This is a genomic window from Variovorax sp. EBFNA2, assembly GCF_033802765.1.
Taxonomy (GTDB): Bacteria; Pseudomonadota; Gammaproteobacteria; order Burkholderiales; family Burkholderiaceae_C; genus Variovorax; species Variovorax paradoxus_H.
In genome coordinates, this window is sequence record NZ_CP138496.1 from 3,859,836 (window position 1) to 3,886,382 (window position 26,547).

Sequence of the window (26,547 nt, forward strand, 5' to 3'; positions counted from 1 at the left end):
GCTCAAAACGTACCCGTCTTTGGCTCGACGTCCACTGCGGCCGGCGCGTTAGGCTCGTCCTTGCGGATAGTGAAGTCAGCTGGGTTGTTGGGGATGCTGCCCAGAATCAGACGAAGACCCCACTCCGTGATTTTCTTGTTGTCGAAGCCGGTCGGCAGAGACAGCTCGAAACGGACCTCGTTCAACACCTTGTCATAGTGGTACAGCAGAGCCCAAACTTGAGTTTCTTTCTGCTTTTCTTTAGCGAGCTTGAACGAGTCCAGGTTGAAGAGTTCCAACTGACTGTTCTGCTGAATGAAGTTCTCCGCCACGGCCCCCTTCTCGGCTTGGTTCGTGGGATCCTCAAAACCGTTCTTCCCCGTTTCGCTGTTGCCCGTCATCACCACGATGGAAATGGAACGATCGGGCGAACTGATGAAGGGGCAGTTTTTCTGCTCGTGGATATGCCACTGAAGTGCCGCCAACAAAGTACGCAGATCTTCAACGGTCTTCAGCCACTGCTGCACGCCTGCTGCCGTCGGAGCCGAAGCGCGCGTGACCTCGTTGCGCCCCGCCAGACCACCCCTGATGGCATCCTTGAAGAGGTTGGCCTTCAGGTCCAGATGCAGTTCTCGCAACCGTGCGTCCACCAGCGCCGGATCATCTACGATCGTGGCACGGCGAACGAAGGCGTTAGGGGCTGTCAGCTCAAATTTCCGCACGGCAATTCCTTTCGTGTTTCCGGAAAGCTTACCTCAAATCGAGGTTGATAAAGCGGAAAAAAATATCCCACATCACTACCGTGCCCGCGCCCTGGGGCGGCGCGCGCTGGCCGTGGATCACGGAGCAGCCATCCGCCCTCCGTGATGGCGTCTTACAAAACTATCCCGTTCGCGCACATCGCCTGGCGTACTACCGAAAGAGTCGATCAAGGCGCCCGCCAACGTACGCCAGCCACTTCACAGCAGTAAGCCTGTATTGGCATGGCATATGAAGTGCTGAAACAGTTCGGCTGCTGTCGCAGCTTCTCCAGCGCCGTCAGAGCAGGGGAACAAAAAGGGGAACAAACAAGATTTCGAACCATGAGAATCCATGATTCTCAACTCAAATAGCTCGATATTCGATCCCCTCCGGGGGGCCAATTGCGCCCCTGGCCGCAGCAGGTTTCTCTAACTTGCGATGCCGCTTCCCCATCTGCGGGACCCCAAGCGCCTCTTGCATCACTGCCAACGACGCGAACGGAATGCACGGCCTCCGTGTCGCTCGAATGCAGTGCCTGACGCTCAGCACCGCGCCCTGAACTGCTGATCGCGCGCCTCCTTGCGCTGCTCGGCGATCCACGATTGGGTCGCGCCGCTCTGCGGCTGCCGTGCCAAGCGGTCGTAGTACGCCACCCGCTCATTGAAGTGTGCGCAACGCGAGGTGCCGCCCCCCGTCACGCCCGGCGACATCGCACCGCGTTGCTGCGCAGCCTGTTGCTGCACTGCATAGCCTTGCCTGGTTTGCCGGTCGGCAACCTCCACCTGCTGCTCCCACGGCAGGCCGGCGGGGACCGGCTCGATGCGCTCGACCAGCGCACCCCGCTCGCGGCAGTGGTTCGCCGACCAGAACCGCCCGCCGCTGTTGCTCACGCAGAGAAACACCTGGGACGCGCCTGCCGCCTCGAGGTTGCGCACCGGCGGCGACACATCGATCACGCGGCCTCCACCAGCGCCACACGGCTCGCCGTTGTACTGGTTGCCGCATCGGTAGACCTGCTGGGCCTGGGCCATGCCGCTGGCGATCAGGAGAAGGCTGGCGAGGAAGGTGAGGCGCATGGCGCGATGGTAGTAGCGATGCATGCATCGCAGCTCACAGATCATCGACACCGGCTGCCGATGCCCTCAGAGTCACGCCCCGGACTTGGCACCCGCCGGCAGCAACGCCTCCCGCGCACGACCAGAGAGCGGCACGCTCTCGGGCAACAACGACAACGCCTGTGCGCCACGCGCCGCGGTGCCCACATTGGCCACGAAGGTCCGCCGCGCGTCGTGGAACTCGAAGATCAGGTTGAAGGTGCCGTAGGCCTCGCGCACATCGACCTCGCGGATGTCCGCGAACGGACGCTGGCGCTGGCGCAGGACGCGGTACACGAGCTGCCCGCTTTCGATGCGCAAGACAGGGTTCATGCTGTTGGTCGCCAGCGCCACCCACGGCAGTCCGCGCAGGCCAGTGAACGTGGCCACGACGGGAATCACCCCACCTTTGATCGCGAGCGGCGCAGCACCCGCACGGGGCGCCTTGGGCGTGCGAAGCTTCTTCCAGAGCCAGTAGAGGAACCAGAACGACAGCCCCTGAAAGACGATCACTCCGACGGTCCCAAGGACGGTTATCCAATCCATCTGCACGTCGCCTTCCTCTGCGAAACAAGCCTGGGCCTCCCCGGCGAGGCGCCATTAGAGCAGAGGGTTTGCAGCGCACATGCCTGCTGTTTGCCATTTGAATTGTTGATTCAATACTGTACATTTAAACAGTATTCTCAAGGAATCCACATGCAGAAGAACGCATCCCAGTCCAACGCGTGGGTGAGCCATGACCCAAGCTGAACTCTTCTTCCCCCGGCCGGCCACGCCGCCCTCGACCGTCTTCCACTTTCACGAGCCCGCCCCCATGGTCCTGCCTGAGGCATCCGAAAAAGACGAGCTGCGCGAAGCCTTCTCCGCCAAGCTGATCGACTACCCCCATTCGTCGGCCGACGCGGTCAGGATCGCAGAACAACGCTTCCGGCGCGAACTCGAGAAGCAACTGGGCGCCGACGTGCTTCCGGTGATGCGCGCCTTCCAGAACGCCAGCGAATCGAGCGACACCGACCTCACCAAGACCGAGATCGCCCTGGCCGCGCGCTGGATCAAGGCCTACGACACCGCGCGCAAGGCAGGCTTTCGCGACCTGGGCGACACGGACGAGGCGTACTTCGAGGTCAAGGCGGTCTGAACTGCGGCCCTGTGCGCATCCACCCCGGACGCGCATAAGAAAACACGAAAAGCGTATTTCCCTGCAAGGGTGTGGCGCGGGCACAGTCCCACGCCTGTATCGCTCTTTTCCCGGCGCGCCCTCGGGGCCGCCTGGCTCGCCATGTCATCCATCCACGACACGCCGACGCGCCCTGCCGCGCCCACGGCTTCCGCCCGCCCTTCCCCGCTCGCGCCCTCTTCGCAGCAACTGGCCGAGCGCTTTCGCCCCGTCTTCGACCGCATCGCCGAACACGCGGCGCAGCGCGAGAACGAGCGCGAGTTGGCCTACGCGCCTGTGGCCTGGCTCAAGGCCGCGCGCTTCGGTGCGCTGCGCGTGCCGCTCGAACATGGCGGCCTGGGCGCGTCGGTCGAGCAGCTGTACGACCTGCTCATCGAACTCGGCGAAGCCGACTCCAACCTGCCGCAGATTCTTCGCGCGCACCTCGGCTTCATCGAGCGCCTGTTCGCCGAGATCGACCCCGCGCTGCACGGTCCGTGGATGCGCCTCGCGGCCGACGGCGTGATCTTCGGCAACGCCACCACCGAACTCGGCGAAGGCGCGCTCGGCGCCCTGAAAACCACGTTGACGCGCGACAAGAAGCGCAGCGCCGATGCGTGGCAGCTCGACGGCGACAAGTTCTACAGCACCGGCACGCTCTACGCCGACTGGATCTCGGTCGCGGCGCAACGCCTGAACGACGACGGCAGCAGCGACCGCGTGATCGCCCTCGTGCCTGCGGAGGCAGCAGGTGTCGAGCGTGTCGACGACTGGCGCGGCTTCGGACAGCGCCTGAGCGCCTCGGGCACGACGCGCTTTCGGCAGGTGCGCGTGAAGCCAGAGCATGTGCTGCTGTACGTGCGCGACCAACCCACCCCGCTCACCGCGCACTTCCAGCTCACGCACCTCGCCACGCTGGCCGGCATCGCGCGCGCCATCGTGCGCGATGCGGTGGCCTTCGTGCAGCCGCGCAAGCGCGTCTACAGCCACGGCAGCGGTGCCACGCCGCGCGAAGACCCATTGGTGCAGCAGGTGATCGGCCAGCTCGCGAGCACGGCCTTCGTGGCCGCGTCAACCGTGCAAGCGGTGGCGCGCGGCCTCGGCGAGGTCGATCGGCATCTGCAGCGCGGCGAGGCCGTACCTGAGCAGCTGCTGTTCGAGGTGGAGCTGAACACCGCCAAGGCGCAGGCCGGCATCGTCGATGCGGTGCTGCTGGCGGGCACGCGGCTGTTCGATATCGGGGGCGCCTCGGCCTTGCAGGAAGACCGGCGGCTCGACCGGCACTGGCGCAATGCACGCACGCTGGCATCGCACAACCCGACGGTCTACAAGGGGCGCGTGGTGGGCGACCACCTGCTCAATGGCGCGCGGCCGACCTTCTACTGGGCCGTGGGAGCCATCGCGAGCTGAGACGCGCGGCGATGAAGGTGTTCAGACCCGCGGCAGCGCCGCGAGAAAAGTCGACACCACGATGGCCGCCGCGCGATCGAGCTGCAGGATGTCGGCCACGTCGAAGGCGTTCGGCGCCGTGTGGCCGCTGGTGCCGAGCGGCTTGCGGATTTCGATCAGCACTTCGGCGGCGAGTTCGCGATCGCTGCGCGGACGGCCGTCGGGGTGCATCACCCACTCATCGACCTGCTCGATGGGGATGCTGCGAAACACCCCCACGATCGGGACGTACTTGTAGCGGTCCTCGCCAACGAGGATGGGCACGCTGAGATTGCAGAAAAACGTATTCGTCGACATGCAGAACGCCGTCGCCAGCCAAAGCAAAAAGTTGATTAATTGTTTTCGAGTGTGACTCCGATACCCATTTTCCCGACCGCGGGCATACGGCAAGACGTGACCTTCTGCACACAAAGTGCCGCCAATTCCGTCGAATTGCTCGGGAAAACAACTACTTAATTCTTACATAAAGACACGGAGCGCGCACTTTGTGTACGATTTTTGGCATACGAAATGTTGTCATGGCACCTTTTGCGGCCCGAATTGGGCGCGCAAAACAGGCGCGCCTCGCGTTGTTTTTGCAACGCGAGGCGCTTGAAGACAACGAGCGAGAGATGCTCAGGCCGGCGCGCTGAACTGCGGCGCGCGCCGCTCGATGTTGGCCTTCACGGCTTCGAGCTGGTTCGGGCTGCCGATGAGCGCCTGCTGCTCGACCGACTCGGCGATCAGCAACTCGGCGGCGCTGTGCGCGAGCGAGGCGTTCAGCAGCCGCTTGCCGGCGCGGATCGCATCGGGGCTCCTGGCCGCAATCTCATGCGCCATCTGCAGCGCCTCGGCCAGCGGATCGGCGGCCACGCGCGTGGCCAGGCCCAGTCGCACGGCCTCTTCGCCCGAGAAGATGCGGCCGGTGAACGTGAGTTCGCGCACGACGTCGGTGCGCGCCAGCTCGCGCATCAGCACCATGCCCGCCATGTCGGGCACGAGGCCCCACTTGATCTCCATCACCGACAGCTTGGCGTCGGCCGCCACGAGCCGGATGTCGGCGCCCAGCGCCACCTGAAGCCCGCCGCCGAAGGCCACGCCATGCACGGCCGCAATGACCGGCACCGGCACGTCGCGCCACACCATCGCCACCTGCTGCGCGGCATTCGCGATGCCATGCGTGCGCGCAATGAGGTCGGTGCCGCCGGCCGCCGCGCCCACCACGTCGCTGGCGGCGCCCTGCCCCATGCGTTCGAACGAGGCCATGTCGAGCCCCGCGCAGAAGGCCTTGCCACGGCCCGCGATGACCACGGCGCGCACGCTCCTGTCGTCGCGCAAAGCTTCGCCGGCTTCGACCAGCGCGTCGAACATCGCGGGGTCGAGCGCGTTCATCTTGTCGGCGCGCGCCAACTGCACTTCCACCACGCCGTCGGCGTGGCGGGTCCATTCGATACGGTCGCTCATTGCATGTCTCCTGTCGGTCTCTATGTCGCTAGGGGGTATCGGTCCAGTATCGCGCGGGTGGACCGCTGGGCGATGATGCGGACTGTCGCCGACCCAACACCTCTGCTCCTTCGCCATGTCTCTGGACCGCCGTCACTTTCTCCTGCAATCGGGCGCGACCGCCGCCGTGGTCGCGCTGTTCGGACAAGGCTGCGCGCGTTCGCAGTTGCCGCCTTCCACAGGCGCGGCGAACCCATCGGGCTTCTTCACCAGCGTGCCGATCTCACAACGCGATGCGGTGGTGGTGCCGCCAGAGTACGAGTGGCAGGTGCTCTACCCGTGGGGCGCGCCCACGGGCCTGGCGAGCCGCATGCCGGCCTTCGCACCCGACGCCGCCAACAGCGCCGACGAGCAGGCCCTGCAGGCAGGCATGCACCACGACGGCATGCACTTCTTCGCGCTCGATGCGCGCGGCGAGCGCGGCCTGCTCGTGATAAACCACGAGTACACCGACGAGCAACTGCTGCACACCGACGGCGTGAAGGTCTGGAACGCCGACAAGGTTCGCAAGTCGCTGCATGCGATGGGCGTGTCGGTGATCGAGGTCCGCCGCACACAAGAAGGCTGGCGCCAGGTGCTGCCCTCGCCCTACGCGCGCCGCGTGCACGGCCGCACGCCGATGCGCATCGCCGGCCCCGCCGCGGGCACGCCATTGATGCGCACCGCCGCCGACCCGGCGGGCACCACGGTCTTCGGCACCTTCGCCAACTGCGCGATGGGCGTCACGCCCTGGGGCACCTACCTGACCTGCGAAGAAAACTTCCACGGCTATTTCGGCGGCCCGAAAGAGGCAGCCAAGAACGCGACACCCGCGCAGCGTCGCTACGGCACGGTGCCAGGCGCGCAGTGGGTCGAGTACTGGCGCTTCGACGAGCGCTTCGACCTGAGCCGTCATCCGAACGAGCCGAACCGCTTCGGCTGGGTGGTCGAGATCGATCCCTTCGACCCCGAATCGGTGCCCGTCAAGCGCACCGCGCTCGGCCGCAAGCGACAGGAAAGCGCGACCTGCACCGTGGCGAAGGACGGCCGCGTGGTGGTCTACATGGGCGACGACGCGCGCTTCGAATACATCTACAAGTTCGTGAGCCGCGACACCGTGCGCCCCGGCACCGATGCGGCCGCGCGTGCGGCCAACCGGCACCTGCTCGACGAGGGCACGCTGCATGTCGCGCGCTTCGATGCCGACGGTCGCGGGCGCTGGCTCGAACTCGTGCACGGCCGCCGCGGCATCGACGCGGCCAGCGGCTTTGCCGACCAAGCCGAAGTGCTGGTCCACGCGCGGCTCGCAGGCGACATCGTCGGCGGCACGAAGATGGACCGGCCCGAATGGATCGCCGTGCATCCGCACAGCGGCGAGGTGTACGTCACGCTCACCAACAACGCGCAGCGCGGCGACCTCGGCAAGCCCGGCGCCGATGCTGCCAACCCGCGCGCGCCCAACTTCTTCGGCGGCATCCTGCGCTGGCGCGAAGACGGCGGCGACGCGGCGAGCACCGCCTTCGCCTGGGACCACTACGCGCTCGCGGGCGACCCCGCGCAGCCCGGCGCCGGCACGCGCTACCCCAGCGACAGTGCCGACGCGTTCGGCTGCCCCGACGGCCTGCACTTCGACAGCGGCGGGCTGCTCTGGATCCAGACCGACATGAGCGGCCAGGCCATCGGCAAGCCGCCCTATGCCGCGCTCGGCAACAACCAGATGCTGTGCGCCGACCCGGCCACGGGCCGCATCCAGCGCTTTCTGACCGGGCCCAACGGCTGCGAGATCACGGGCTGCGTGGTCACACCCGACCGGCGCACGCTGTTCGTCAACATCCAGCACCCGGGCGAGTCGCGCGACGACGGCGACGCGACGCACAACAGCGCCTGGCCCGATGGCACGGCGCCCGGCAGTGCGCGACCTCGCTCGGCCACGCTGGCGATCCGCCGGCGCGACGGCGGTATCGTCGGCACCTGACCGTCACGCACATCACAACAACAGCCCCAGGAGACCCCTGTCATGAGCATCCGCATCGTCCGCCTCGGCACCCCGCGCGCACCCGGCGAGGGCCTGCGCATCGGCACCGTGCGCCGTCCGCCGCGCGGTGTGCCGAAGACCGAGTTCGCCTCGCAGAACTGGTACGACGTGTGGTACCCCAACCTCGCACCGTCCGCCGAGACAATGAAGCTGGGTCAGGAAGCCGAGACTCCCGCGCAATGGAACGCCTTCATGCGCAAGTACAAGACCGAGATGGGCGAGGCCGACGCGAGCCGCAGCCTCGACCTGCTCGCGGCGCTCTCGCACACCGCCGCGCTGGCGGTCGGCTGCTACTGCGAGGACGAGTCGCGCTGCCACCGCTCGCTGCTGCGCGGCCTGCTGGCCGAGCGGGGGGCGGACATCGCAGCCTGAGCGCGGTCGCTCAGACCAGCGGCGCGCCGACGAACACGGGCAGTTGCTCGGCCTGCGCCGTGTAGGCGGCGAGCAGCGGAAAGTCCGACGGGCGCACCACTTCGGGCAGGATGAATTGCGTGAAGGTCCAGGCCACCGCCGCCGAAATGCCGCCCTGCGTGATCGTGCGTTCCGCAGGTGCCGCCAGCGGCGCGACAGCCAGTTCGCGCTCCAGTTCCGCATACGCCGTGTTCAGCTGACCCTGCACGCGATCGACCCATGGCTGGTGCAGCTTCTCGGCAGGCCGCAGGTTGCGCTCGTAGACGATCTGCACCGTCTTCTCACAGGCCGCGAGCGCGAGCCCCGTGAGGCGCAGGTCGCGCAGCCGACCCGCCGGATCGGCAGGAAACAAGCTGCGACCCGCGACCGATTGCGCATGGTCGATGATGAGTGTCGAGTCCATCAGCACCGTGCCGTCGTCGCACACCAGCGTCGGGGCCTTGACCACCGGGTTGATCGCGCGGAACTGTTCGAAGGTGCTGAAGACCGAGATCGAGCGGTGCTCGAAATCAAGGCCGAGCAACCGCAGCGAGATGGCGGCGCGGCGGACAAAAGGCGAGTCGAGCATGCCGACGAGTTGCATGGGTTCTCCTGACAAAAGAACGCCACGATAACGCGACCTTCAGCGCTGCGCCTTGTCCTTCTGGTTCTGCGCCTCGATGCGTTCGCGCGCGGCCAGCCAGTCGGCGTCGCTCCACTCGCGCAGCTCGTAGAAGTTGCCGCCGGTGGCCAGCGCATTGCCGCCGTCCATCATGATGCTCTGGCCCGTGAGCCAGTCGCACTGGCCCGGCGCCATCAGGAACGACGCGAGGTTCTGCAGCTCGCTCATGCGTCCCACGCGTGCCATCGGGTTGGTCTTGATGCTGCGCGCACCGGGCTCTTCGCCGGGGTTCAGGCGCTTGCTCATGCCTTCGGTCGGGATCTCGCCGGGGCCCACCGCGTTCAGGCGGATGCCGTGGCGCGCCCACTCCACCGCGAGCGACTTGGTCATGACCTCGATGCCGGCCTTGCTCATCGCCGAAGGCACGACGTAGGGGCTGCCGTTGTCGACCCAGGTGACGATGATGCTCATCACGCTGCGATAGGCGTCGCCCGGCTTCCATTGGCCCGACTTGGCCTGCGCCACCCAGCGCTTGCCCACGGCCTGCGTCACGTAGAAGCTGCCGTGGAACACGATGTTGGCCACGGCGTCGAAGGCGCGCGGCGACAGGCTCTCGGTCGGCGAGACGAAGTTGCCCGCCGCGTTGTTGACGAGGCCCGTGAGCCCGCCGCTCTGGAACAGGCTCTCGACCATGTCGTCGACCTGCTGCGCGATGCGGATGTCGACGCCGAAGGCGTCGATGCGCCGATCGGGAAACTGCTGGCGCCAGGCAGCGGCGGTTTCCTCGCAGACCGCCTGGCGTCGGCCGCAGATGGCGACGTCGGCGCCCAGGCTCAGGAATCGCTCGGCCATGGCGCGGCCCAGGCCGGTGCCGCCGCCGGTGACGAGGATGCGCTGGCCGCGCATCAGGGATGCTTCGTACATGAGAGGTCTCCTTGGCGTTGCGGCAGCGGCAGGAGCGCGTGCTGCCATCGCCGCATGCTACGACCGACAGCGTGCCGTGGCTTGCGGAATCTGGCTTTGCCGACGGGTGAAAATGGCCGCGCCCCCTTTTCCCTGCACCTTCCGGACACACGACCCATGCCCCGTTCCGCCGATGCTTCCTTCCTGCCGCTCGACGGCGTGCGCGTGCTGAGTCTCGCGCTCAACCTGCCGGGCCCCGCCGCGCTGCTGCGCTGCCGCGCGATGGGCGCGACCTGCCTCAAGCTGGAGCCGCCCGGTGGCGATCCGATGGGGCTGTACAACCGGCCCGCCTACACCGCGCTGCACGAGGGCGTCGAGGTCCGCACGGTCGACCTGAAGAGCGAGGCTGGGCAGGAGCTGCTGCACGCCGAGCTCGCCAGCACCGACGTGCTGCTGACCTCGTTCCGCCCGTCCGCACTTCAGAAGCTGAAGCTCGACTGGGCCACGCTGCAGGCGCGCCACCCGGCGCTGTCGCAGGTCGCCATCGTCGGCGCGCCCGGCGAGCGCGCCGAGGAGCCGGGCCACGACCTCACCTACCTTGCCGAAAGCGGCCTCGTCACCGGCACCCAGCTGCCGCCCACGCTGTACGCCGACATGGGCGGTGCGCTGCTCGCGAGCGAGGCGGTGCTCAAGGCCATGCTGCAGCAGACCCGCCAGCGCGGCGGCGTGTACCTCGAAGTGGCGCTGAACGCCTCGGCCGACTGGCTCGCCCTGCCCCGCACCTGGGGCCTGACGAAGCCCGAAGGTGCGGTGGGCGGCGCGCACGCGGGCTACCGCGTCTATCCCTGCGCCGACGGCCGCGTGGCGGTGGCGGCGTTGGAGCCGCATTTCGCGGCGCGCCTGTGCGACGTGGCCGGCGTGGCGCCGCCGGACATGATGGCGCCGGCCACGCACACAGCGCTGGCCGCCTGGCTCGCGACGCGCACGCGCGCCGAGCTGGAAGCCATGGGCCGCGAGCGCGACGTGCCGCTGCTCACGCTGGCCGACTGACGGCGCTCAGAGCGCCGGCAGGCGCAGCTCGCTCAACTTGCGATCGAGCTTGATGAGCCAGATGCGCGTCGGCCGCTCCAGGTCGGAGCCGCGCGTGATGCGCGCGCTGACGGTGCCCGCGGGGCACTTGCTGAGCTCGCCCTTGACATCGACCGTGCAGTCTTCGACGCTGCCGGCCACGGTCTTGCCATCGGCGCCGAGCAGCACGGTGCCCAGGCCGAAGTCGTTGTCGTTCACCAGCGCCAGCGTCTGGTCGTCGACGACCGTCAGGCCCTCGGCCTTCTCGGCCAGCCAGCCCAGCACGTTGAGGTCTAGCAGTTCGGTCTTGCGCATCGTCACCACGGTCGAATAGTCGATGCCGTTCGACGGTGCCTGCGTGATGCTGCTGATCTCGAGGTTGTGATCGAACTCGGGGGCGGCGATGTTCGTCGCGTTGGCCGGCAGCTCCACCAGCATCAGCTTGTTGAACACCTTGCCGTCGCTCTTGCGCGCGCCCTGCTCGATGACGATGAAGCGGCCGTTGCCCAGGCTCACCACGTCGCCGAGCTTGGCGTTGCCGGTGCGGTCCTTGTCGTACTGGCTGCCGTCGATCGGGTAGGCGTAGAGCTTCGAAGTCTCGGTGGCCGGATCGAACGCGAGCCAGCGCGTGAACTTCGCGATGTGGCGCACGTCGGTGTTGGTGCCGCCGGGCGGCTTGGCCTTGATCGACTTGCCGTTGGCATCGCGCGGATCGATCGGGCTCTGCAGGAAGCCATGCAGCACGCCGCTGGCCGCGTCGAGCGCCAGGCCTTCCATGCCGCGGTTGGGGCGGCGCTGGGCCAGCACCGCCGGCAGGTCGGTGGCGCCGGGGCCGGGCGCGTACTTCTTCTCGACCAGGCCGGTGGCGATGTTCAGGCGCGCGATGAAAGGGCCGTACTCGTCGCTGGTCCACAGCACGTTGCGCGCCTTGTCGAGCACCAGCGTCTCGGGGTCGAGGCCGTGGGCGTCGTAGCCGGCCTTGGCCTCGTCGAACTTGTATTGGTCGTTCAGCGGGGTCTCGCCGGTCGAGCCCACGCCCGAGCGCGGCGGCAGGCCGGTGATCTTCGTGTTGGCGTCGCGCTTGAGCGGCACGCTGGTGCTGAGCACGGCGCCGGTCTTGCCGATGCGCACGATGCCGAAGCTCGGCGCGAACGATGGCGCGGGGAACACCTTGCTGGTGCTGGTGACACCATCGCCGGCGCCGGGCACGGGGGCGGTCGGTCCGTCGCCGTTCGGGCCGCGGTCGGTGATGGCGTAGAACTCGAGCGCGCCGTCGTCGGCCTTGCCTTTGAACGCCAGGCCCGAGCCGTAGGCCGGCAGGAAGCCTTGCGGAAAGTCGGCCTTGATGTTCGGGTTGTCGCCCTCGTAGGGCACGTGGAAGCGGGCCTCGGCCTGCAGCTGGTAGCGCGTGACGGCAATGCCGATGGCGCCGAGCTGGTTGGTTTGCGTCGAGGCTTCGGTGACCGGTGCGGCCAGGCGCGAGGCCAGCGTGTCCTCGAAGTGTTCGCGGGCCAGCATGCGGCGGTTCGAGTCGACCATGCGGGCATTGTAGGGAGCGGGCAGCGCGGCCAGCACCGCGTTGAGCGCGGTATGGAAGGCGTCGGGCGCGGCATTGAAGTCGAGCGCGCCGGCCGTCAGCGCGGCCTTGAGCGCGGGCGTCAGGCGGATGCCGTTGGCGGGGTCGCGGTCGTCGTCGAAGCTCTGCAGCGCGAGCAGGCGGTTGACCACCGCATCGGCCTTCACGTCGCTGCCGCCGGCCAGGGTCAATGGGGTGATCGTCTCGCCGCATGCGGCGCTGCCGAGCGCCAGCGCGCCGGCGCTGAAAGTGACGGTCTCGCCGTCGATGCAGCTGAACTCGCCCTTGGCGTTGGTGGCAGCCTTGGCGGCGTTGCCGGCCACGTAGTCGAGGCCTTCCACGGCGGCATCGAGGAAGGTGCCGGTCTTCGATTGCGCAGCGGGCGGGTTGGTCGTGCCGCCACCGCCACCCACGGGGAACGACCAGCCGCCCCCGCCGCCGCTGCCGCCGCCGCAAGCGGTCAGCACCGCGCCAGCACCCACGAGTGCCAGCCATCCCATCCTCGATCCTCTTGTTGTCTTGCGCATTGCCTGTTGTCCTTGTGATGCGCCCGCGCAAAGGCGCAAGCCCCGGCGATTAATGCCGAGGCAGATGACAAGCTCGTGAAACTGCAACCGAAAGGTTGCGTGGTCGGCGCCGTGTTTTCAGCGGCCGTCGCGCTGGCGGTCTTCGCGCTTCACCGCGAGGTAGGTGTCGAGGTCGACCTCGTGCAACTGGCGCGGATAGCGCTCGGCCGCCGCGAACCAGTAGCGCTGCCGGCGCTCGGCCGGATCGTTGCTGCCGGTGGCCAGGTAGGCGTCGAGCGTGAGGAAGTAGCGCATCGCATTGCGCTCCACCAGCCCGCGCAGGCCCCGGATGTACTCGGGCTGGCCGTCGGCGCCCTTGCCCACCACGGTGAACCCGACCTTGCTGCTCCCGAAGGTGGCCAGGTAGGCCTGCGTGGCGAGCCGCACCATCGTGTTGTGGTCGTAGCCGTAGCTGAAGTGCAGGAAGGTCTTGCGCTCGTCGAGCGCCACCGCCTCGAGCCGCACGCGGTAGTTGCTGGTGCCGAACGGGCCGGTGTCGGCCGACATCTCGACCTGCAGGTGCTCGGGCGTGGCACTGGCCACGCGGTAGACGAAAGGCAGTTCGAAAGCCTGGTCGACCGGCTTGTCGTAGCGGCGCACCACGAACAGCGTGAGCGTCTCCTTGCCCTGCGGCGAAGTGCTCACGCGGCAGCGCCGGTTGTTGATGTGCAGCGTGAGCAGTTCGCACCAGTGGTCCGAACCCTTGAGCGCCGCGCTGACCTTCGACAGCGGGTGCTCGACCACGGCATAGATGTCGCCCTCGAGGCCGCCCGGCGTTTCGGTGGAGTTGAGCTGCACGGGGCGCCCGAAGCGGCTCTGGTCGAGCTTGTCGCTGAGCTTCTGGTGCTCGGCACGCAGCGCCTGCGGGCCGGTGGGCGCGGAGGCCTCGGGTGCCGCCGCCTGCGCCAGCAGCGACACGCCACAGCAGGCGGCCGTCGCGAGGATGCGCTTCCACGAAACCGGCACGGGGGGCGAACTGCTCATCATGGGGCTACACGATACCCCGGTTCCGCCGCACCAGCAGCAGCATCGCGCCCGCCAGCAACGCCGCGCCCAGCCATTGCCGCGGCGCCATCGGCTGCGCGAGCCACAGCGCCGCGAGCCACGCGGCCACCAAGGGCTCGATCAGCGTGCCGACCACCGCCGCCGTCGGCGACAGCCGGCGCGCGCCCCAGGCGAAGGCCAGGTAGGCCACCGACGTGGTCGCCACCCCGGTGTAGGCCGCGCCCGTCCATTGCGCCGCGCCCGCGGGCCAGGTGATGCCGTTCGCGACGGCGACGCCGAGCATGCACAGCGCCGCGGCGCTCATGCCCCAGGCGGACGCGGTCACGGCCGGCACCCGCGCCGGCATGCGCGCGTTGCCCAGCACCACCAGCGCGTAGCAGACGGCCGAGCCGAAGGACCACGCCAGCCCTGCGCCGTAGCCCGCCGGCAAGGCGCCCCAACTGCCGGCCGGCATCACCAGCAGCAGCACGCCCGCCAGCGCCAGCACAAGGCCACCGAGCAGGCGCGCGCCGAAGGGCTCGTAGCCGCGCAGCACCGACACGCAGGCGACGATCAACGGTGCGCAGCAGATCGAGATCACCGTCGGCAACGCCGCACCCAGGTGCGCGATGCCCGCGAACCAGCAGCTCACGTTCAGCGCCATCGCGGCGCCGGTGCCGACGACGTGGCCTTGCTCGCGTCGCGTCAGATGGCGCCATCCGGCATCGGCAGCCGGTGAGCGCCGGGTCGCCTGCCAGTGCAGCCACCACAGCAGCGGCATGCCCAGCGCAAAGCGTGCGAGCGACAGGCTGTGCGGCGCGATGCCGCCATAGATCAGGAATTGCGCCACCAGGGCGCCGCCGCCCCAGAGCACGCCGGCCAGCAGCACGCCGCCCCAGGCCAGGGCGGCCGTTGTTCTTGCATTCATGTTGGAACTCTCCGTGAAGCCCACGGCCGCGGCGTTGTGTCGACGCATTGCGGGGCGGGCATGACCATCCGGCCACCGCCCGGCGTTCTTCATTCAGCGAAGGAGGCGGACGGCAGCGACCACTTGCGGGTCTGACGGGCGCGGCGCGAGACGCGCGCGAACGTCAGCGGCGGGTCGACGGAGGGGGAGAGTGATGCAGGTGCATGAGCGGCCGATGATAGAAGCGCGACCGCAGGCCCACAAGAGAGAATCGCCCGCATGTGCCCTGCCCTCTTTCACCTCACTTCATGAAGCGCCAAGGTCGACTCGTTCGTTGGGAGGCCGAACGCGGCTTCGGTTTCATCCGCAGCCCGGAGGTGTCGGCCGATGTGTTCGTGCACCTGCGCGACTTTCGCGATCGACAGCTGAAGCCGCAGGTCGGCATGGCGGTGCGCTTCGACGAAATACATGTCGGCGGCAAAGGGCCGCGGGCGGTGGCTGTGGAGGCTGCGACCACGGCGGCTGCCATGCCCCGCGTAGCATCACGCGCGCAGCCGCGCCAGCCTTCGAGTCGCCGAGCGGCCGGCACGCCGTGGGGCGCGTGGCTGATCGTGATCTATGCCGCTGGCCTGGGCGCCGCCGTGTGGCTCGGTCGACTGCCGCTGCTCGCGCTGGCGGTCGTCGCGGGGCTGAGCCTGCTCACCTTCGCGGCCTATGCCTTCGACAAGAGCGCGGCGCAGGCCGGGCGCTGGCGCACGCAGGAAAGCACGCTGCACCTGCTCGCGCTCGCGGGCGGCTGGCCGGGCGCGTGGTGCGCGCAGCGGCTGCTGCGGCACAAGTCGAGCAAGGCGAGTTTCCTCGCGATGTTCCGCGTCACGGTCGCGCTGCATGGCGCGGCGCTGGGGGCGTGGGTGTTCTGGCTGTCGAAGCAAGCGGTCTTTGCCTGACCGCGCCTTCGACTCAACGCATCAACGCACCTTGCGTGAAGGCTTGTTGAGCGGCTTGCCACCGCTGCCGTTGTCGCGCGGCGGCAGGCCGGTGTGCTGCGTGAGGATGCGGCCCTTCGAGGGCTTCACGGGCGTCAGCCTGACCGGCGCAGCGGCCTTGGCAGCCACCGGCGCAGAGGTCGAGTTCTTGCGGCGCGCACTCGTGTAGCCGCCGTCGGTCAGCGGCTGCCACGTCGGGATCAGGTGATGCTTGCCATTGCCGATGAGGTCGGCGCGGCCCATGCTCTTCAAAGCTTCGCGCAGCAGCGGCCAGTTGTTGGCATCGTGGTAGCGCAGGAACGCCTTGTGCAGGCGGCGGCGCTTGTCGCCACGCACGATGTCCACCGTCTCGCTCTCGCGCGTGATCTTGCGCAGCGGGTTCTTGTTGGTGTGGTACATCGTCGTCGCGGTGGCCATGGGCGACGGATAGAACGTTTGCACCTGGTCGGCGCGGAAGCCGTTCTTCTTGAGCCAGATCGCGAGGTTCATCATGTCCTCGTCGCTGGTGCCCGGGTGCGCGGCGATGAAGTACGGAATGAGGTACTGCTTTTTGCCCGCCTCGGCCGAGTACTTCTCGAACATCTGCTTGAACTTGTCGTAGCTGCCGATGCCGGGCTTCATCATCTTCGTGAGCGGGCCCTGCTCGGTGTGCTCGGGCGCGATCTTCAGATAGCCGCCGACGTGGTGCTGCACCAGCTCTTTCACGTACTCGGGCGACTGCACGGCGAGGTCGTAGCGCAGGCCGGAACCGATCAGGATCTTCTTGATGCCCTTGAGCGCACGCGCGCGGCGATAGATCTTGATGAGCGGATCGTGGTTGGTGCCCAGGTTCGGGCAGATCCCCGGGTACACGCAGCTGGGCTTGCGGCACGCCGATTCGATCTCGGGGCTCTTGCAGCCGAGGCGGTACATGTTGGCCGTGGGGCCGCCGAGGTCGGAGATGGTGCCGGTGAAGCCGCTCACCGAATCGCGGATGGCCTCGACCTCCTTGATGATCGATTCTTCCGAGCGGCTCTGGATGATGCGGCCCTCGTGCTCGGTGATCGAGCAGAAGGTGCAGCCGCCGAAGCAGCCGCGCATGATGTTCACGCTGAAGCGGATCATTTCCCACGCGGGGATCTTGGTCGCGCCGTCGTGGCTGCCGTTCTCGTCGGCGTAACGCGGATGCGGGCTTCGCGCATACGGCAGGTCGAACACGTGGTCCATCTCGGCCGTGGTGAGCGGAATGGGCGGCGGGTTGATCCACACGTCGCGCGCCGTGGCGCCCTCGCCGTGCGCCTGCACGAGCGCGCGGGCGTTGCCAGGGTTGGTCTCGAGGTGCAGCACGCGGTTGGCGTGGGCATAGAGCACCGGGTCGCTGCGCACCTGCTCGTAGGAAGGCAGGCGGATCACCGAACGGTCGCGCGGCGGCACGCTGATCTTTCCGCGGCCTTGCAGCGCGGGGTTGGGCACGAAGGTCAGCGGCTTGATGGCCGGGTTGACGACCGAGCCGGCGGCAGAGCCCGCGGCTTCGGCGGCCTTGGCGACGGCTTCGGCCTCGTCTTCCTTCGCGCACGTGGCGCCGTTGGCCTTGGCCTGGTCCGACACCATCAGGTACGGGTTGACGTGCGCCTCGACGCGGCCGGGTTCGTCGACGCTGGTGGAATTGATCTCGAACCAGCCTTCAGGCGTTTCGCGGCGCACATAGGCGGTGCCGCGCACGTCGGTGATCTGCTGCACCGGCTCCTTGGCGGCCAGGCGGTGCGCGATTTCGACGATGGCGCGCTCGGCGTTGCCGTACAGCAGCAGGTCGCACTTGGCGTCGACGACGATGGAACGGCGCACCTTGTCCGACCAGTAGTCGTAGTGCGCGATGCGGCGCAGCGAGCCTTCGATGCCGCCGAGGATGATCGGCACGTCGTTCCAGGCTTCCTTGCAGCGCTGCGAATACACGATGGCCGCGCGGTCTGGGCGCGAGCCGCCGACGTCGCCGGGCGTGTAGGCGTCGTCGCTGCGGATCTTTCGGTCCGCCGTGTAGCGGTTGATCATCGAATCCATGTTGCCGGCGGTGACGCCGAAGAACAGGTTCGGTTTGCCCAGCACCTTGAAGGGCTCGGCGCTTTGCCAGTCGGGCTGCGCAATGATGCCCACGCGGAAGCCCTGCGCCTCGAGCATGCGGCCGATGACCGACATGCCGAAGCTGGGGTGGTCGACGTAGGCATCGCCCGTGACCACGATGATGTCGCAGCTGTCCCAGCCGAGCGCGTCCATCTCCTTGCGCGAGGTCGGCAGGAACTTGGCCGTGCCAAAACGGGCCGCCCAGTACTTGCGGTAGCTGGTCAGCGGCTTGGCGGCACGCGCGAAAAAGGAGACGTCGACGGGGGCGTTCATCGGTGGGAGTTAACAGCGCTTCGGTGGCGCCGTGAAGGGCAACCCTTGATTTTAGGGTTTTCCATCATCTCTGTCGCCTCTGTCAGGCAGTGCCCCGCGATCAGCAAGGTCGGCATTTGATTGCCAAAGTCAACCAACCAAATGACAATGGCAACCATGACCGCTTCTGCCAGCCCCGTCGATCCGCTCGCCGTCAAGGCGATCCGCCAGTTCAACCGCTTCTACACGCGCCGCATCGGCGCCCTCGATCCCTACCTCGGCAGCGAGATGTCGCTGACCGACGTGCGCGTGCTCTACGAGCTGGCGCACCGCGAAACCCCGGTCGCCAGCGAGATCGGGCGCGATCTGGGCTTCGACGCCGGCTACCTCAGCCGCATCCTGCGGCGCTTCGAAACCCAGGGCTGGCTCACGCGCGAGCCGCACGCCCGCGACGCGCGCCAGAGCGTGCTGCGCCTGACCGAGGCCGGCCACGCGGCATTTGCGCCGTTGCAACAGAAATCGCGCGACGAAGCCGCCGCCCTGCTCGCCGCGCTGCCGCCGGCGCAGCAAAACCAGCTGGTGCAGGCCATGGGCACGGTGCAGTCGCTGCTCGATCCGGCCACGCCGCCGGCCCGCACCCAGGCCGCCGTGCTGCGCGATCCGGCGCCCGGCGACATCGGCTGGGTGGTGCAGCAGCATGGCGAACTGTATGCGCGCGAATACTGCTGGGACCAGCGCTTCGAGGCGCTTGTGGCGGGCATCGCGGGCGAGTTTTTGCTCAAGTTCCAGCCCGAGTGGGAGCGCTGCTGGATCGCCGAGCTCAACGGCGAGCGCGTCGGCGCGATCTTCGTGGTGCGCAAGTCGGCCACCGTGGCGCAGTTGCGCATGCTGCTCCTCACGCCGGCCGCGCGCGGGCTGGGCCTGGGCGGTCGCCTCGTCGACGAGTGCATCGCCTTCGCGCGCCGCAAGGGCTACAAGAAGATGACGCTGTGGACCAACAGTTGCCTCACGGCCGCGCGCAGCATCTACGCCAAGCGCGGCTTCCAGCTCACGCATTCGGAGCCGCACGAAGGCTACGGGCAGCCGCTGGTCGGAGAGACCTGGGAGTTGAAGCTGTAGCCGGAGGTCTTACTCCTTCCCCCTCTGGGGGAAGGTTGGGATGGGGGCAGGCCTTCGATCAAGTGCCGCGCCTGAACAAGCGCCGCCGTGCCCCCACCCCCGCCCTCCCCCAGAGGGGGAGGGAGAAACTCACTGCATGTACCAGCCGTGGCTCACCACGAGCGACTGCCCCGTCAACGCATTCGTCGGAAACGCCGCGAACATCAGCGCCACACGCGCCACGTCGTCCGTGGTGGTGAACTCGCCATCCACCGTTTCCTTGAGCATCACGTTCTTGATGACCTGCTCCTCGGTGATGCCCAGCGTCTTCGCCTGCTCGGGAATCTGCTTTTCGACCAGCGGCGTGCGCACGAAGCCCGGGCAGATCACGTTGGCGCGCACGCCGTGCTTGGCGCCCTCTTTCGCGACCGTCTTGGACAGCCCGATGAGGCCGTGCTTGGCCGTCACGTAGGGCGCCTTCAGCAGCGAGGCTTCCTTCGAGTGCACCGAGCCCATGTAGATCACGCTGCCGCCGCGGCCTTGCGCGTACATGTGCTCGAGGCAGGCCTTGGTGGTGAGGAACGCACCGTCGAGGTGAATCGCGAGCATCTTCTTCCAGTCGGCAAAACTGAACTCTTCGACCGGATGCACGATCTGGATGCCGGCATTGCTGATGAGGATGTCGATGCCGCCGAAGGCTTTGGCGCCCTCTTCCACCGAAGCATTGACCTGGTCCTCGTTCGTCACGTCGACGCCCACGCCGATGGCCTGCGCGCCCGTCGCCTTCAGTTCGGCGGCGGTGGCGTCGGCGGCTTCCTTGTTGAGGTCGGCAATGATGATCTTTGCGCCTTCCTGCGCGAACAGCACGGCGATTTCCTTGCCGATGCCGCTGGCCGAGCCGGTGATGTAGGCGACCTTGTCCTTGAGTTGCATGGTGAAGCGTCCTTGGAAGTGGTGGATAGGAAAAAAGCGAGCAAGAACCGGGCAAGCGCCCGGCCGCCTGCCCTCAGCGCGACAGCCCCGGCCGCTTGATGCGCCCGGTGCCCGGCTCGCCGAGGTCGAAGGTGGTCACGCCGTTCACCGTGGCGTCGGCGCGCAGCGTCTCGGGGTGGGCGAGCGTCTTGCCCATGTCGCGCACGCCCGATTCCCAGTGCTCTTCCACCGCGGCGCGCGAGAACTCGTAGTCCTTCGACTCCAGCTCGTACGACTTGTCGCGGTAGATCAGGTGAAAGATGTCGATCGGCTCGTGCGTGAGCTGCGCCTGCACCTCGACCACGCTCGGGTCGTTGCGCAGGCCCGGCGGCAGCTTGGCGATCAGGTCGGCAATGGCCTGCTGCAGGTTCATGTTGGCCGCGAGCGCATCGGTGTTCATGCGCGTGCGGCTCGAGTAGGTGATGTCCTTCTGCCGCTCCATCACGCCCGCCAGCGTGTGCGGCATTTCGCCGCGCGCGTTGAACAGGTCGACCTGCAGCACCACCAGCGCCTCGGAGCGTGGATGCGTGTCGAGCACGTACTGCAGGGGCGTGTTCGACACGATGCCGCCGTCCCAGTAATCGTCGCCGTCGATGTGCACGGGCGCAAAGCCCGGTGGCAATGCGCCGCTGGCCATGATGTGCTCGGGGCCGATGCGCTGGCGCGTGTTGTCGAAGTACACCGAGTTGCCGGTGCGCACGTTGACGGCGCCCACACTGAAGCGCGCCTCGCAGGCGTTGATGCGGTCGAAGTCGATGAGCCGCTCCAGCGTGGCCTTGAGCGGCGCGGTGTCGTAGTAGCTCAGCAACGGCGCAGCGCCGCCCATCAGCAAGGCCGGCGAATAGCGCGGCTCGAAGAAGCCCGGAATGCCGACCAGCGAGGCCATGGTGGCGCTCCACTGGTTCTGCGTGGCGCGGTCGCCCAGCCACGACGGCAGGCGCTGCGCCGGCCCCGAAGACACCAGGTGCCAGAACTCGCGCAGCCGGTCGACGCGCTGTGCGGGCGCGTTGCCGGCGATGAGTGCGGCATTGATGGCGCCGATCGACACGCCCGCAATCCAGTGCGGCTGCAGGTCGGTCTCGCTGAGCGCGGCGTACACGCCCGCCTGGTAGGCCCCGAGCGCGCCGCCGCCCTGCAGCACGAGCGCCTTGCGGGCAGCGCGCATGCCTTCGCGGCGGGCGATGAACGGATGGGGTGGTGCGGTGGAGGAAGCGGGAGAAGAAGAGGAAGCAGCGGTGGCGGCGCGAGGCTTTTTCTTGGGTGTCGTCGTCATGCGTTCATTGGACACCAGCCCCGCGACAGCTACCTGACCAGGGGCCTTTTCGCTGCGTCACTCAGCCCCGGACGGATCTCACATCTTCGGCAGCATCTGGCCGCGGATCTCGCCGGCCGGGTTGGCCGCCGTGTGGATGTTGGCATACCACTTGCCGGCCACGAGGTCGGCGGCCTGTGCCGGCGTGAGCGTGGCCTGGCCCTCGATCGGGCTGGCCGCATTCGCGAAGGGCAGCACCACGCCGGCATTCGCGCCCGCGGCGGCAGGTCCGTGGAAGTGGGCCGCCGTGGCCGGGCCGCTCAGGCCGTTGTAGGTGATCTTGTACTTGAGCACGTTGGTGTCGCGGTTGAGCCAGGCCTCGGCCATGCCGCTGCCGCGCGTCATGTTGGGCGGCACTTCGCTCGCCGCGTTCATCGCGCCGCTGAAACTCGCGACGTTCGACTTCGACATCATTCCGCAGCCGGCCAGCGCGACGGCGGCCAGGCCCGCGACGAGGGTGGTGCGCCAGAGTGTGCGAGTGCTGTTGTTCATGGTCGGGGTCTCCTGTGGATGAAAGCATTCAGCATAGGCAGACGACGCCTGCGGCCTTGTCGGTCAGCGCCCCTTCTTCGCACGCCTGTGCAAGAGAATGCAACGATGATTTCCGACGACACCCTCCCTTGTGCACACGACGTGGTCGCGTTCTGGCGCGATGCCGGACCCGAGCGCTGGTTCGCGAAAAGCGATGCCTTCGATGCCGCCTGCATCGACCGCCTGGCCGCCGCCCACCAGGCTGCGGCCAGCGGACGGCTCGACCACTGGGCCGACACCGGCGAAGGCGCCTTGGCCTTGCTGGTGCTGCTCGACCAGTTCCCGCGCAACGCCTGGCGCCAGAACCCGCACATGCTCGCCACCGACGGCCTCGCGCTGGCCGTGGCGCGCCGCGCCGTCGAAGCCGGCTTCGACACGCAGGCCGACGCCCTGATGCAGCGCTTCTTCTACCTGCCTTTCATGCACTCGGAGGTGCTGGCCGAGCAGGAACGCTCGGTCGCGCTCAACGCCACGCAGGACGCCAACACGCAGCGCTTTGCCGTGCTGCACCGCGACATCGTGGCGCGCTTCGGGCGCTTTCCGCACCGCAACCGGATGCTCGGGCGCACATCCACGCCGGAAGAGCAGAAGTTTCTCGACGAAGGCGGCTTCGCCGGCTAGGGCGTGTCGGCATGCGCCGGCAGCGGCACGTCGCGCGTCGGCGACGCGTGGCCTGCCGGCTCGGCCGCAGCGTCCTTCATCGAGCCGTAGGTGCGCGCATAGACCCAGGTGAACTCGGCGCCCAGCAGGAAGATCTGCGCCGAGTAGTACACCCACACCAGCACCACCACCAGCGAGCCGGCTGCGCCGTAGCCCGAAGCCACGCTGCTCTTGCCGATGTACAGGCCGATGAGGTGCTTGCCCACGGTGAACAGCAGCGCCGTCACCGCCGCGCCCACCCACACGTCGCGCCACTGCACCCTGGCGCGCGGCATGATCTTGTAGATCATCGCGAAGATCACCGTGACCATCGCGAAGCTGAAGGCGAAGTTCACCACCTGCGCCAGCGTGGCCCAGGCACCGAACATCGGCGACCACCACTTGCCCAGCGCGGCCAGTGCGGCGCTCGCCACCAGCGACACCATCAGCAAAAAGCCGATGCCCATGATCATGCTGAACGACAGCAGCCGCACGCGCAACAGGTTGAAGAGGCCCTTGCTCTGCGTGCGCGCGGGCGCGCGCCAGATGCGGTCGAGCGCGTCCTGCAGTTCGCCGAAAACGGTGGTCGCGCCCACTACCAGGAGGCCGATGCCGACCACCGTGGCCACGATGCCCTCGGTCGGCTTGTTGACTGCCTGCAGCATGCCCTGCACCGCCGCCGCGCCCTGCGCGCCCATGAGGCCCGAGAGCTGCGCGAAGATCTCGCCGCGCGCGGCCTCCTGACCGAAGACGAGGCCGGCCACCGCGATCACGATCAGCAGCAGCGGCGCAATCGAGAACACCGTGTAGTAGGCCAGCGCCGCGCCCATGCTCGGGGCGTAGTCGTTCGACCAGGAAGCGAAGGCGCGCCGGCAGAGATCGAAGAGAGCGCGTAGTTGCATGAGCATGAAGTGTTCCTCGGGTGGGCCCCGCGTCTGTCAGCGCGGCGCCCGGCATGTTGACAGGCTGCCTACGATAATCGCTCGCACATGCACCCGTCCGCACCCGCCGCGGCCCCGCCGCCAGACCACCCGCACCCGCAGCCCGCGTCGCCACGCGACCTTTTTGTTTCCTTCACCTGGCTCGCGCTGCAGGGCTTCGGCGGCGTTCTCGCCATCGTCCAGCGCGAGATGGTCGAAAAGAAGAAGTGGCTCACGCCCGACCAGTTCCTCGAAGACTGGGCCGTGGCCCAGGTGATGCCGGGGCCGAACGTGGTCAACCTCGCGCTGATGATCGGCGACCGCTACTTCGGCCTGCGCGGCGCCATCGCCGCGGTGGCGGGCATGCTCACCGTGCCGCTGTTCGTGATCCTCGCGCTGGCCGTGCTCTACGCGCACTACGCCGCCAACCCGCAGGTGGCGGCCGCGCTGCGCGGCATGGGCGCGGTGTCGGGTGGGCTGATTGCGGCCACGGGCATCAAGCTGATTCCGCAGCTGCGCAAGCACCCGTTGGGCTTTGCGACCTGCCTGGGGTTCGTGGCGCTGGTGTTCGCGGCCATCGCGCTGCTGAAGATTCCGCTGGGGTGGGTGCTGCTCGCGGTGGGCGGCGTGGCCTGCGTGTGGACCTGGAAGAAGATCTCCCCATGACCATCGTCATGCAATGGCACGACTGGCTGGCCCTCTTCGGCCAGTACCTGCTGCTGTCGCTGCTGTCGATCAGCGGCGCGATCACCACGGTGCCCGACATGCACCGCTACCTCGTGGCGCAGCACGGCTGGCTCACCGAGGCGCAGTTCACCTCGTCGGTCGCCATCGCCCAGGCCGCGCCCGGGCCCAACGTGCTGTTCGTCGCGCTGATGGGCTGGAACGTCGGGCTCAACGCGGGCGGCGGCATCGGCGCCGGCCCGATGGCCTGGCTGCTCGGCTTCTTCGGCCTGATGATCACCATGGTCGGCATCATGCTGCCGAGCACCACCCTCACCTATTTCGCCACGCGCTGGGGCCACCGCAACCGCACGCGCCGCGAGGTGCGCGCCTTCAAGCAGGGCATGGCACCCGTCGTGGTTGGGCTGCTCATCGCCACCGGCTGGGTGCTGGCTGGCGGCAACCAGTCGCCCGGCGTGCCGGCCTGGCACCTGTGGCTGCTCAGCGGCGTGGCCGCACTGGTGGTGTGGCGCACGCGCATCCACCTGCTGTGGCTGCTGGGCTGCGGCGCGGCGCTGGGCGCGGTAGGCTTCGTCTGAGCACCTTTCCCTTCTGCACACTTTTTTCTTTCAGGAGCCCTCTGCCATGTCGCAACTTCGTCCGCTCGGCCGTTCCAGCCTTCGGGTGTCTCCCCTCGCTTTCGGTGGCAACGTGTTCGGCTGGACCGTCGACGAGGCGGCCTCGTTCAAGCTGCTCGATGCCTGGCTCGACGCCGGTTTCAACTTCGTCGACACCGCCGACGTCTACTCGGCCTGGGTGCCGGGCCATGTGGGCGGCGAATCGGAAACGATCATCGGCAAGTGGCTCAAGCAGAGCGGCAAACGCAACCGCGTGGTGCTGGCCACCAAGGTCGGCAAGCCGATGGGCGAAGGCAAGGTGGGCCTGTCGCCCGCGTACATCCGCGAGGCCGTCGACGCCTCGCTGAAGCGCCTGCAGACCGACTACATCGACCTGTACCAGTCGCACGACGACGACGCGAACACGCCGCTCGAAGACACGCTGGGCACCTTCGACGCGCTCATCAAGGAGGGCAAGGTGCGCGCCATCGGCGCCTCGAACTACACGGCACCACGGCTGGCCGAGGCGCTCGACGTGTCGGAGCGCCTGGGCATCGCGCGTTACGAGAGCCTGCAGCCGCTGTACAACCTGTACGACCGCGCGGTGTTCGAAGACGAGCTCGAGCCGCTGTGCATCAAGCGTGAAGTGGGCGTGATCAACTTCTACGCGCTGGCGGCGGGCTTTCTCACCGGCAAGTACCGCACCGAGGCCGATGCGGCCAAGAGCGCGCGCGGCGCCAACACCACGAAGAAGTACCTGAACCCGCGCGGCCTGCGCATCCTCGACGCGCTCGACAAGGTGGCGCAGCAGTACAACGCCAAGCCCGGCCAGGTCGCCATTGCGTGGCAGATCGCACGGCCCGGCGTGACGGCACCCATCGCCAGCGCGACCTCGCTGGCGCAGCTCGAAGAACTGGTGGTCGCCACGCAGCTCAAGCTGGACGCGGGCACCATCGACATGCTCGACCGGGCCAGCGCCGAGACGCCGGCCTGAGTCTCGGCTAGCCGTCGACCGGGTTCAGCGGCGTCGCCAGAATCCGCTGGTAGAACGCCACGTCGAGCCAGCGACCGAACTTGAAACCGGCCTGCTGCACGGTGCCTGAATGCGTGAAGCCCAGGCGCTCGTGCAGCGCGATGCTGCCGGCGTTCGACGCATCGATGGCGCCGACCATCACATGCACTTCGCGCGCGATCGCCTCGGCCACGATCGCCTCCATCAGCGTGCGGCCAAGGCCCTCGCCGCGGTGCGCGGCATCGACGTACACCGAGTGCTCCACCGTGTACTTGTAGGCCGGAAACGCGCGAAAGCTGCCGTAGCTCGCGAAGCCCAGCAGCTTGCCGTTGTCGTCTTCCGCGCCGATCACCGGGAAGCCGTTGGCGCGCTTGGTGGCGAACCACGTCACCATGTTCTCGGCCGTGCGCGGCTTGTAGTCGTACAGCGCGGTGGAATTGACGATGGCCTCGTTCAGGATCGCCAGGATGGCGCCTGAATGGGCTTCTTCGGTGCAGGCGATGAGACGCATGGTGTT

27 protein-coding genes are annotated in these 26,547 nt (G+C 67.9%); 11 read left to right on the forward strand and 16 right to left on the reverse strand.

Annotated elements, in window-relative coordinates; all coding sequences use genetic code 11:
* Positions 1–2 precede the first annotated feature (2 nt).
* The 3 genes from RZE79_RS18315 to RZE79_RS18325 form a co-directional block, all read right to left on the reverse strand.
* Positions 3–701, reverse strand: a complete 699-nt coding sequence (locus RZE79_RS18315) for a hypothetical protein (RefSeq protein WP_319355770.1) — start codon at positions 699–701, stop codon at positions 3–5.
* Between the two features lie 561 nt (positions 702–1,262).
* Positions 1,263–1,796, reverse strand: a complete 534-nt coding sequence (locus RZE79_RS18320; protein WP_319355772.1) for a hypothetical protein — start codon at positions 1,794–1,796, stop codon at positions 1,263–1,265.
* A gap of 72 nt (positions 1,797–1,868) precedes the next feature.
* Positions 1,869–2,360: a hypothetical protein gene (locus tag RZE79_RS18325; RefSeq protein WP_319355773.1), complete on the reverse strand. Its 492-nt coding sequence runs from the start codon at positions 2,358–2,360 to the stop codon at positions 1,869–1,871.
* Between the two features lie 190 nt (positions 2,361–2,550).
* On the opposite strand from RZE79_RS18325, the gene RZE79_RS18330 reads away from it, so the two are divergent.
* Positions 2,551–2,952, forward strand: a complete 402-nt coding sequence (locus tag RZE79_RS18330) for a hypothetical protein (RefSeq protein ID WP_319355774.1) — start codon at positions 2,551–2,553, stop codon at positions 2,950–2,952.
* A gap of 141 nt (positions 2,953–3,093) precedes the next feature.
* Positions 3,094–4,380, forward strand: coding sequence for an acyl-CoA dehydrogenase (locus tag RZE79_RS18335; RefSeq protein ID WP_319355776.1), 1,287 nt, complete (start codon positions 3,094–3,096; stop codon positions 4,378–4,380).
* 21 nt (positions 4,381–4,401) lie between these two features.
* On the opposite strand, the gene RZE79_RS18340 is transcribed toward RZE79_RS18335, so the two are convergent.
* On the reverse strand, positions 4,402–4,683 hold the full coding sequence (locus RZE79_RS18340; protein WP_255221227.1) for a hypothetical protein: 282 nt from the start codon (positions 4,681–4,683) through the stop codon (positions 4,402–4,404).
* 351 nt (positions 4,684–5,034) lie between these two features.
* The gene (locus RZE79_RS18345; protein ID WP_319355779.1) at positions 5,035–5,862 is read right to left on the reverse strand and encodes a crotonase/enoyl-CoA hydratase family protein; all 828 of its coding nucleotides are present in this window, start codon (positions 5,860–5,862) and stop codon (positions 5,035–5,037) included.
* A 115-nt stretch (positions 5,863–5,977) separates the two neighbouring features.
* Here RZE79_RS18345 and RZE79_RS18350 point away from each other — a divergent pair, with 115 nt between their 5' ends.
* Together RZE79_RS18350 and RZE79_RS18355 are read left to right on the forward strand one after the other, a co-directional pair.
* The gene (locus tag RZE79_RS18350; protein WP_319355781.1) at positions 5,978–7,855 is read left to right on the forward strand and encodes a PhoX family phosphatase; all 1,878 of its coding nucleotides are present in this window, start codon (positions 5,978–5,980) and stop codon (positions 7,853–7,855) included.
* Between the two features lie 42 nt (positions 7,856–7,897).
* A complete protein-coding gene (locus RZE79_RS18355; RefSeq protein WP_319355783.1) occupies positions 7,898–8,287 on the forward strand; it encodes a DUF488 family protein in 390 nt (129 codons plus the stop codon).
* A gap of 10 nt (positions 8,288–8,297) precedes the next feature.
* Here the strand turns inward: RZE79_RS18355 and RZE79_RS18360 are convergent, their stop codons facing one another.
* Together RZE79_RS18360 and RZE79_RS18365 are read right to left on the reverse strand one after the other, a co-directional pair.
* Positions 8,298–8,909 (reverse strand): glutathione S-transferase, encoded by a 612-nt coding sequence (locus RZE79_RS18360; RefSeq protein ID WP_319355784.1) that lies wholly within the window; start codon positions 8,907–8,909, stop codon positions 8,298–8,300.
* A gap of 39 nt (positions 8,910–8,948) precedes the next feature.
* Entirely contained in the window at positions 8,949–9,851 is a 903-nt protein-coding gene (locus tag RZE79_RS18365) for an SDR family oxidoreductase (protein ID WP_319355785.1), read from the reverse strand.
* Positions 9,852–10,007: 156 nt separating this feature from the next.
* Here RZE79_RS18365 and RZE79_RS18370 point away from each other — a divergent pair, with 156 nt between their 5' ends.
* Entirely contained in the window at positions 10,008–10,880 is an 873-nt protein-coding gene (locus RZE79_RS18370; RefSeq protein ID WP_319355787.1) for a CoA transferase, read from the forward strand.
* Positions 10,881–10,886: 6 nt separating this feature from the next.
* Here RZE79_RS18370 and RZE79_RS18375 read toward each other — a convergent pair whose 3' ends face one another.
* From RZE79_RS18375 to RZE79_RS18385, 3 genes are all read right to left on the reverse strand, one after another.
* The gene (locus tag RZE79_RS18375) at positions 10,887–12,974 is read right to left on the reverse strand and encodes an esterase-like activity of phytase family protein (RefSeq protein ID WP_319355788.1); all 2,088 of its coding nucleotides are present in this window, start codon (positions 12,972–12,974) and stop codon (positions 10,887–10,889) included.
* Between the two features lie 144 nt (positions 12,975–13,118).
* Positions 13,119–14,024: a hypothetical protein gene (locus tag RZE79_RS18380; protein WP_319355790.1), complete on the reverse strand. Its 906-nt coding sequence runs from the start codon at positions 14,022–14,024 to the stop codon at positions 13,119–13,121.
* Between the two features lie 7 nt (positions 14,025–14,031).
* Positions 14,032–14,952: a DMT family transporter gene (locus tag RZE79_RS18385; protein WP_319355791.1), complete on the reverse strand. Its 921-nt coding sequence runs from the start codon at positions 14,950–14,952 to the stop codon at positions 14,032–14,034.
* A 287-nt stretch (positions 14,953–15,239) separates the two neighbouring features.
* Between RZE79_RS18385 and RZE79_RS18390 the strand changes: the two genes are divergently transcribed.
* Positions 15,240–15,878: a cold shock and DUF1294 domain-containing protein gene (locus RZE79_RS18390; RefSeq protein WP_319355793.1), complete on the forward strand. Its 639-nt coding sequence runs from the start codon at positions 15,240–15,242 to the stop codon at positions 15,876–15,878.
* A gap of 21 nt (positions 15,879–15,899) precedes the next feature.
* Here RZE79_RS18390 and RZE79_RS18395 read toward each other — a convergent pair whose 3' ends face one another.
* Entirely contained in the window at positions 15,900–18,287 is a 2,388-nt protein-coding gene (locus RZE79_RS18395; RefSeq protein ID WP_319355795.1) for a YgiQ family radical SAM protein, read from the reverse strand.
* 141 nt (positions 18,288–18,428) lie between these two features.
* Here RZE79_RS18395 and RZE79_RS18400 point away from each other — a divergent pair, with 141 nt between their 5' ends.
* Positions 18,429–19,385 carry a GNAT family N-acetyltransferase gene (locus RZE79_RS18400; protein ID WP_373696488.1) on the forward strand — a complete coding sequence of 319 codons (957 nt, stop codon included), beginning with the start codon at positions 18,429–18,431 and terminating at the stop codon, positions 19,383–19,385.
* A gap of 129 nt (positions 19,386–19,514) precedes the next feature.
* On the opposite strand, the gene RZE79_RS18405 is transcribed toward RZE79_RS18400, so the two are convergent.
* The 3 genes from RZE79_RS18405 to RZE79_RS18415 all read right to left on the reverse strand — a co-directional run bounded on the left by RZE79_RS18405 (position 19,515) and on the right by RZE79_RS18415 (position 22,140).
* Positions 19,515–20,297 carry a 3-hydroxybutyrate dehydrogenase gene (locus tag RZE79_RS18405; RefSeq protein ID WP_319355797.1) on the reverse strand — a complete coding sequence of 261 codons (783 nt, stop codon included), beginning with the start codon at positions 20,295–20,297 and terminating at the stop codon, positions 19,515–19,517.
* Between the two features lie 73 nt (positions 20,298–20,370).
* Positions 20,371–21,609 (reverse strand): patatin-like phospholipase family protein, encoded by a 1,239-nt coding sequence (locus RZE79_RS18410; RefSeq protein ID WP_319355798.1) that lies wholly within the window; start codon positions 21,607–21,609, stop codon positions 20,371–20,373.
* A 78-nt stretch (positions 21,610–21,687) separates the two neighbouring features.
* Positions 21,688–22,140, reverse strand: a complete 453-nt coding sequence (locus tag RZE79_RS18415) for a CHRD domain-containing protein (RefSeq protein ID WP_153283924.1) — start codon at positions 22,138–22,140, stop codon at positions 21,688–21,690.
* Positions 22,141–22,245: 105 nt separating this feature from the next.
* Here RZE79_RS18415 and RZE79_RS18420 point away from each other — a divergent pair, with 105 nt between their 5' ends.
* Positions 22,246–22,800, forward strand: a complete 555-nt coding sequence (locus tag RZE79_RS18420; RefSeq protein ID WP_153283923.1) for a DUF924 family protein — start codon at positions 22,246–22,248, stop codon at positions 22,798–22,800.
* Here the strand turns inward: RZE79_RS18420 and RZE79_RS18425 are convergent.
* Entirely contained in the window at positions 22,797–23,726 is a 930-nt protein-coding gene (locus RZE79_RS18425) for a YihY/virulence factor BrkB family protein (RefSeq protein ID WP_194273937.1), read from the reverse strand. The genes RZE79_RS18420 and RZE79_RS18425 overlap by 4 nt on opposite strands.
* Before the next feature lie 81 nt (positions 23,727–23,807).
* Between RZE79_RS18425 and RZE79_RS18430 the strand changes: the two genes are divergently transcribed.
* From RZE79_RS18430 to RZE79_RS18440, 3 genes are read left to right on the forward strand one after another with little or no spacing between them, the layout of a single operon-like run.
* A complete protein-coding gene (locus RZE79_RS18430; RefSeq protein ID WP_319355801.1) occupies positions 23,808–24,404 on the forward strand; it encodes a chromate transporter in 597 nt (198 codons plus the stop codon).
* Entirely contained in the window at positions 24,401–25,000 is a 600-nt protein-coding gene (locus RZE79_RS18435; protein ID WP_319355802.1) for a chromate transporter, read from the forward strand. The genes RZE79_RS18430 and RZE79_RS18435 overlap by 4 nt, the downstream gene beginning before the upstream one ends.
* Before the next feature lie 46 nt (positions 25,001–25,046).
* A complete protein-coding gene (locus RZE79_RS18440) occupies positions 25,047–26,012 on the forward strand; it encodes an aldo/keto reductase (protein WP_101490084.1) in 966 nt (321 codons plus the stop codon).
* Between the two features lie 7 nt (positions 26,013–26,019).
* On the opposite strand, the gene RZE79_RS18445 is transcribed toward RZE79_RS18440, so the two are convergent.
* A complete protein-coding gene (locus tag RZE79_RS18445; RefSeq protein WP_319355805.1) occupies positions 26,020–26,541 on the reverse strand; it encodes a GNAT family N-acetyltransferase in 522 nt (173 codons plus the stop codon).
* Positions 26,542–26,547 lie beyond the last annotated feature (6 nt).

What these genes read in the sequence shown, in the direction of transcription:
- RZE79_RS18320 (WP_319355772.1), bottom strand. Translation starts at nt 1,796, where the DNA reads ATGCGCCTCACCTTCCTCGCCAGCCTTCTCCTGATCGCCAGCGGCATG.
- RZE79_RS18325 (WP_319355773.1), bottom strand. Translation starts at nt 2,360, where the DNA reads ATGGATTGGATAACCGTCCTTGGGACCGTCGGAGTGATCGTCTTTCAG.
- RZE79_RS18330 (WP_319355774.1), top strand. Translation starts at nt 2,551, where the DNA reads ATGACCCAAGCTGAACTCTTCTTCCCCCGGCCGGCCACGCCGCCCTCG.
- RZE79_RS18335 (WP_319355776.1), top strand. Translation starts at nt 3,094, where the DNA reads ATGTCATCCATCCACGACACGCCGACGCGCCCTGCCGCGCCCACGGCT.
- RZE79_RS18345 (WP_319355779.1), bottom strand. Translation starts at nt 5,862, where the DNA reads ATGAGCGACCGTATCGAATGGACCCGCCACGCCGACGGCGTGGTGGAA.
- RZE79_RS18350 (WP_319355781.1), top strand. Translation starts at nt 5,978, where the DNA reads ATGTCTCTGGACCGCCGTCACTTTCTCCTGCAATCGGGCGCGACCGCC.
- RZE79_RS18355 (WP_319355783.1), top strand. Translation starts at nt 7,898, where the DNA reads ATGAGCATCCGCATCGTCCGCCTCGGCACCCCGCGCGCACCCGGCGAG.
- RZE79_RS18360 (WP_319355784.1), bottom strand. Translation starts at nt 8,909, where the DNA reads ATGCAACTCGTCGGCATGCTCGACTCGCCTTTTGTCCGCCGCGCCGCC.
- RZE79_RS18365 (WP_319355785.1), bottom strand. Translation starts at nt 9,851, where the DNA reads ATGTACGAAGCATCCCTGATGCGCGGCCAGCGCATCCTCGTCACCGGC.
- RZE79_RS18370 (WP_319355787.1), top strand. Translation starts at nt 10,008, where the DNA reads ATGCCCCGTTCCGCCGATGCTTCCTTCCTGCCGCTCGACGGCGTGCGC.
- RZE79_RS18375 (WP_319355788.1), bottom strand. Translation starts at nt 12,974, where the DNA reads ATGGGATGGCTGGCACTCGTGGGTGCTGGCGCGGTGCTGACCGCTTGC.
- RZE79_RS18380 (WP_319355790.1), bottom strand. Translation starts at nt 14,024, where the DNA reads ATGAGCAGTTCGCCCCCCGTGCCGGTTTCGTGGAAGCGCATCCTCGCG.
- RZE79_RS18385 (WP_319355791.1), bottom strand. Translation starts at nt 14,952, where the DNA reads ATGAATGCAAGAACAACGGCCGCCCTGGCCTGGGGCGGCGTGCTGCTG.
- RZE79_RS18390 (WP_319355793.1), top strand. Translation starts at nt 15,240, where the DNA reads ATGAAGCGCCAAGGTCGACTCGTTCGTTGGGAGGCCGAACGCGGCTTC.
- RZE79_RS18395 (WP_319355795.1), bottom strand. Translation starts at nt 18,287, where the DNA reads ATGAACGCCCCCGTCGACGTCTCCTTTTTCGCGCGTGCCGCCAAGCCG.
- RZE79_RS18400 (WP_373696488.1), top strand. Translation starts at nt 18,429, where the DNA reads ATGACAATGGCAACCATGACCGCTTCTGCCAGCCCCGTCGATCCGCTC.
- RZE79_RS18405 (WP_319355797.1), bottom strand. Translation starts at nt 20,297, where the DNA reads ATGCAACTCAAGGACAAGGTCGCCTACATCACCGGCTCGGCCAGCGGC.
- RZE79_RS18410 (WP_319355798.1), bottom strand. Translation starts at nt 21,609, where the DNA reads ATGACGACGACACCCAAGAAAAAGCCTCGCGCCGCCACCGCTGCTTCC.
- RZE79_RS18415 (WP_153283924.1), bottom strand. Translation starts at nt 22,140, where the DNA reads ATGAACAACAGCACTCGCACACTCTGGCGCACCACCCTCGTCGCGGGC.
- RZE79_RS18420 (WP_153283923.1), top strand. Translation starts at nt 22,246, where the DNA reads ATGATTTCCGACGACACCCTCCCTTGTGCACACGACGTGGTCGCGTTC.
- RZE79_RS18425 (WP_194273937.1), bottom strand. Translation starts at nt 23,726, where the DNA reads ATGCTCATGCAACTACGCGCTCTCTTCGATCTCTGCCGGCGCGCCTTC.
- RZE79_RS18430 (WP_319355801.1), top strand. Translation starts at nt 23,808, where the DNA reads ATGCACCCGTCCGCACCCGCCGCGGCCCCGCCGCCAGACCACCCGCAC.
- RZE79_RS18435 (WP_319355802.1), top strand. Translation starts at nt 24,401, where the DNA reads ATGACCATCGTCATGCAATGGCACGACTGGCTGGCCCTCTTCGGCCAG.
- RZE79_RS18440 (WP_101490084.1), top strand. Translation starts at nt 25,047, where the DNA reads ATGTCGCAACTTCGTCCGCTCGGCCGTTCCAGCCTTCGGGTGTCTCCC.
- RZE79_RS18445 (WP_319355805.1), bottom strand. Translation starts at nt 26,541, where the DNA reads ATGCGTCTCATCGCCTGCACCGAAGAAGCCCATTCAGGCGCCATCCTG.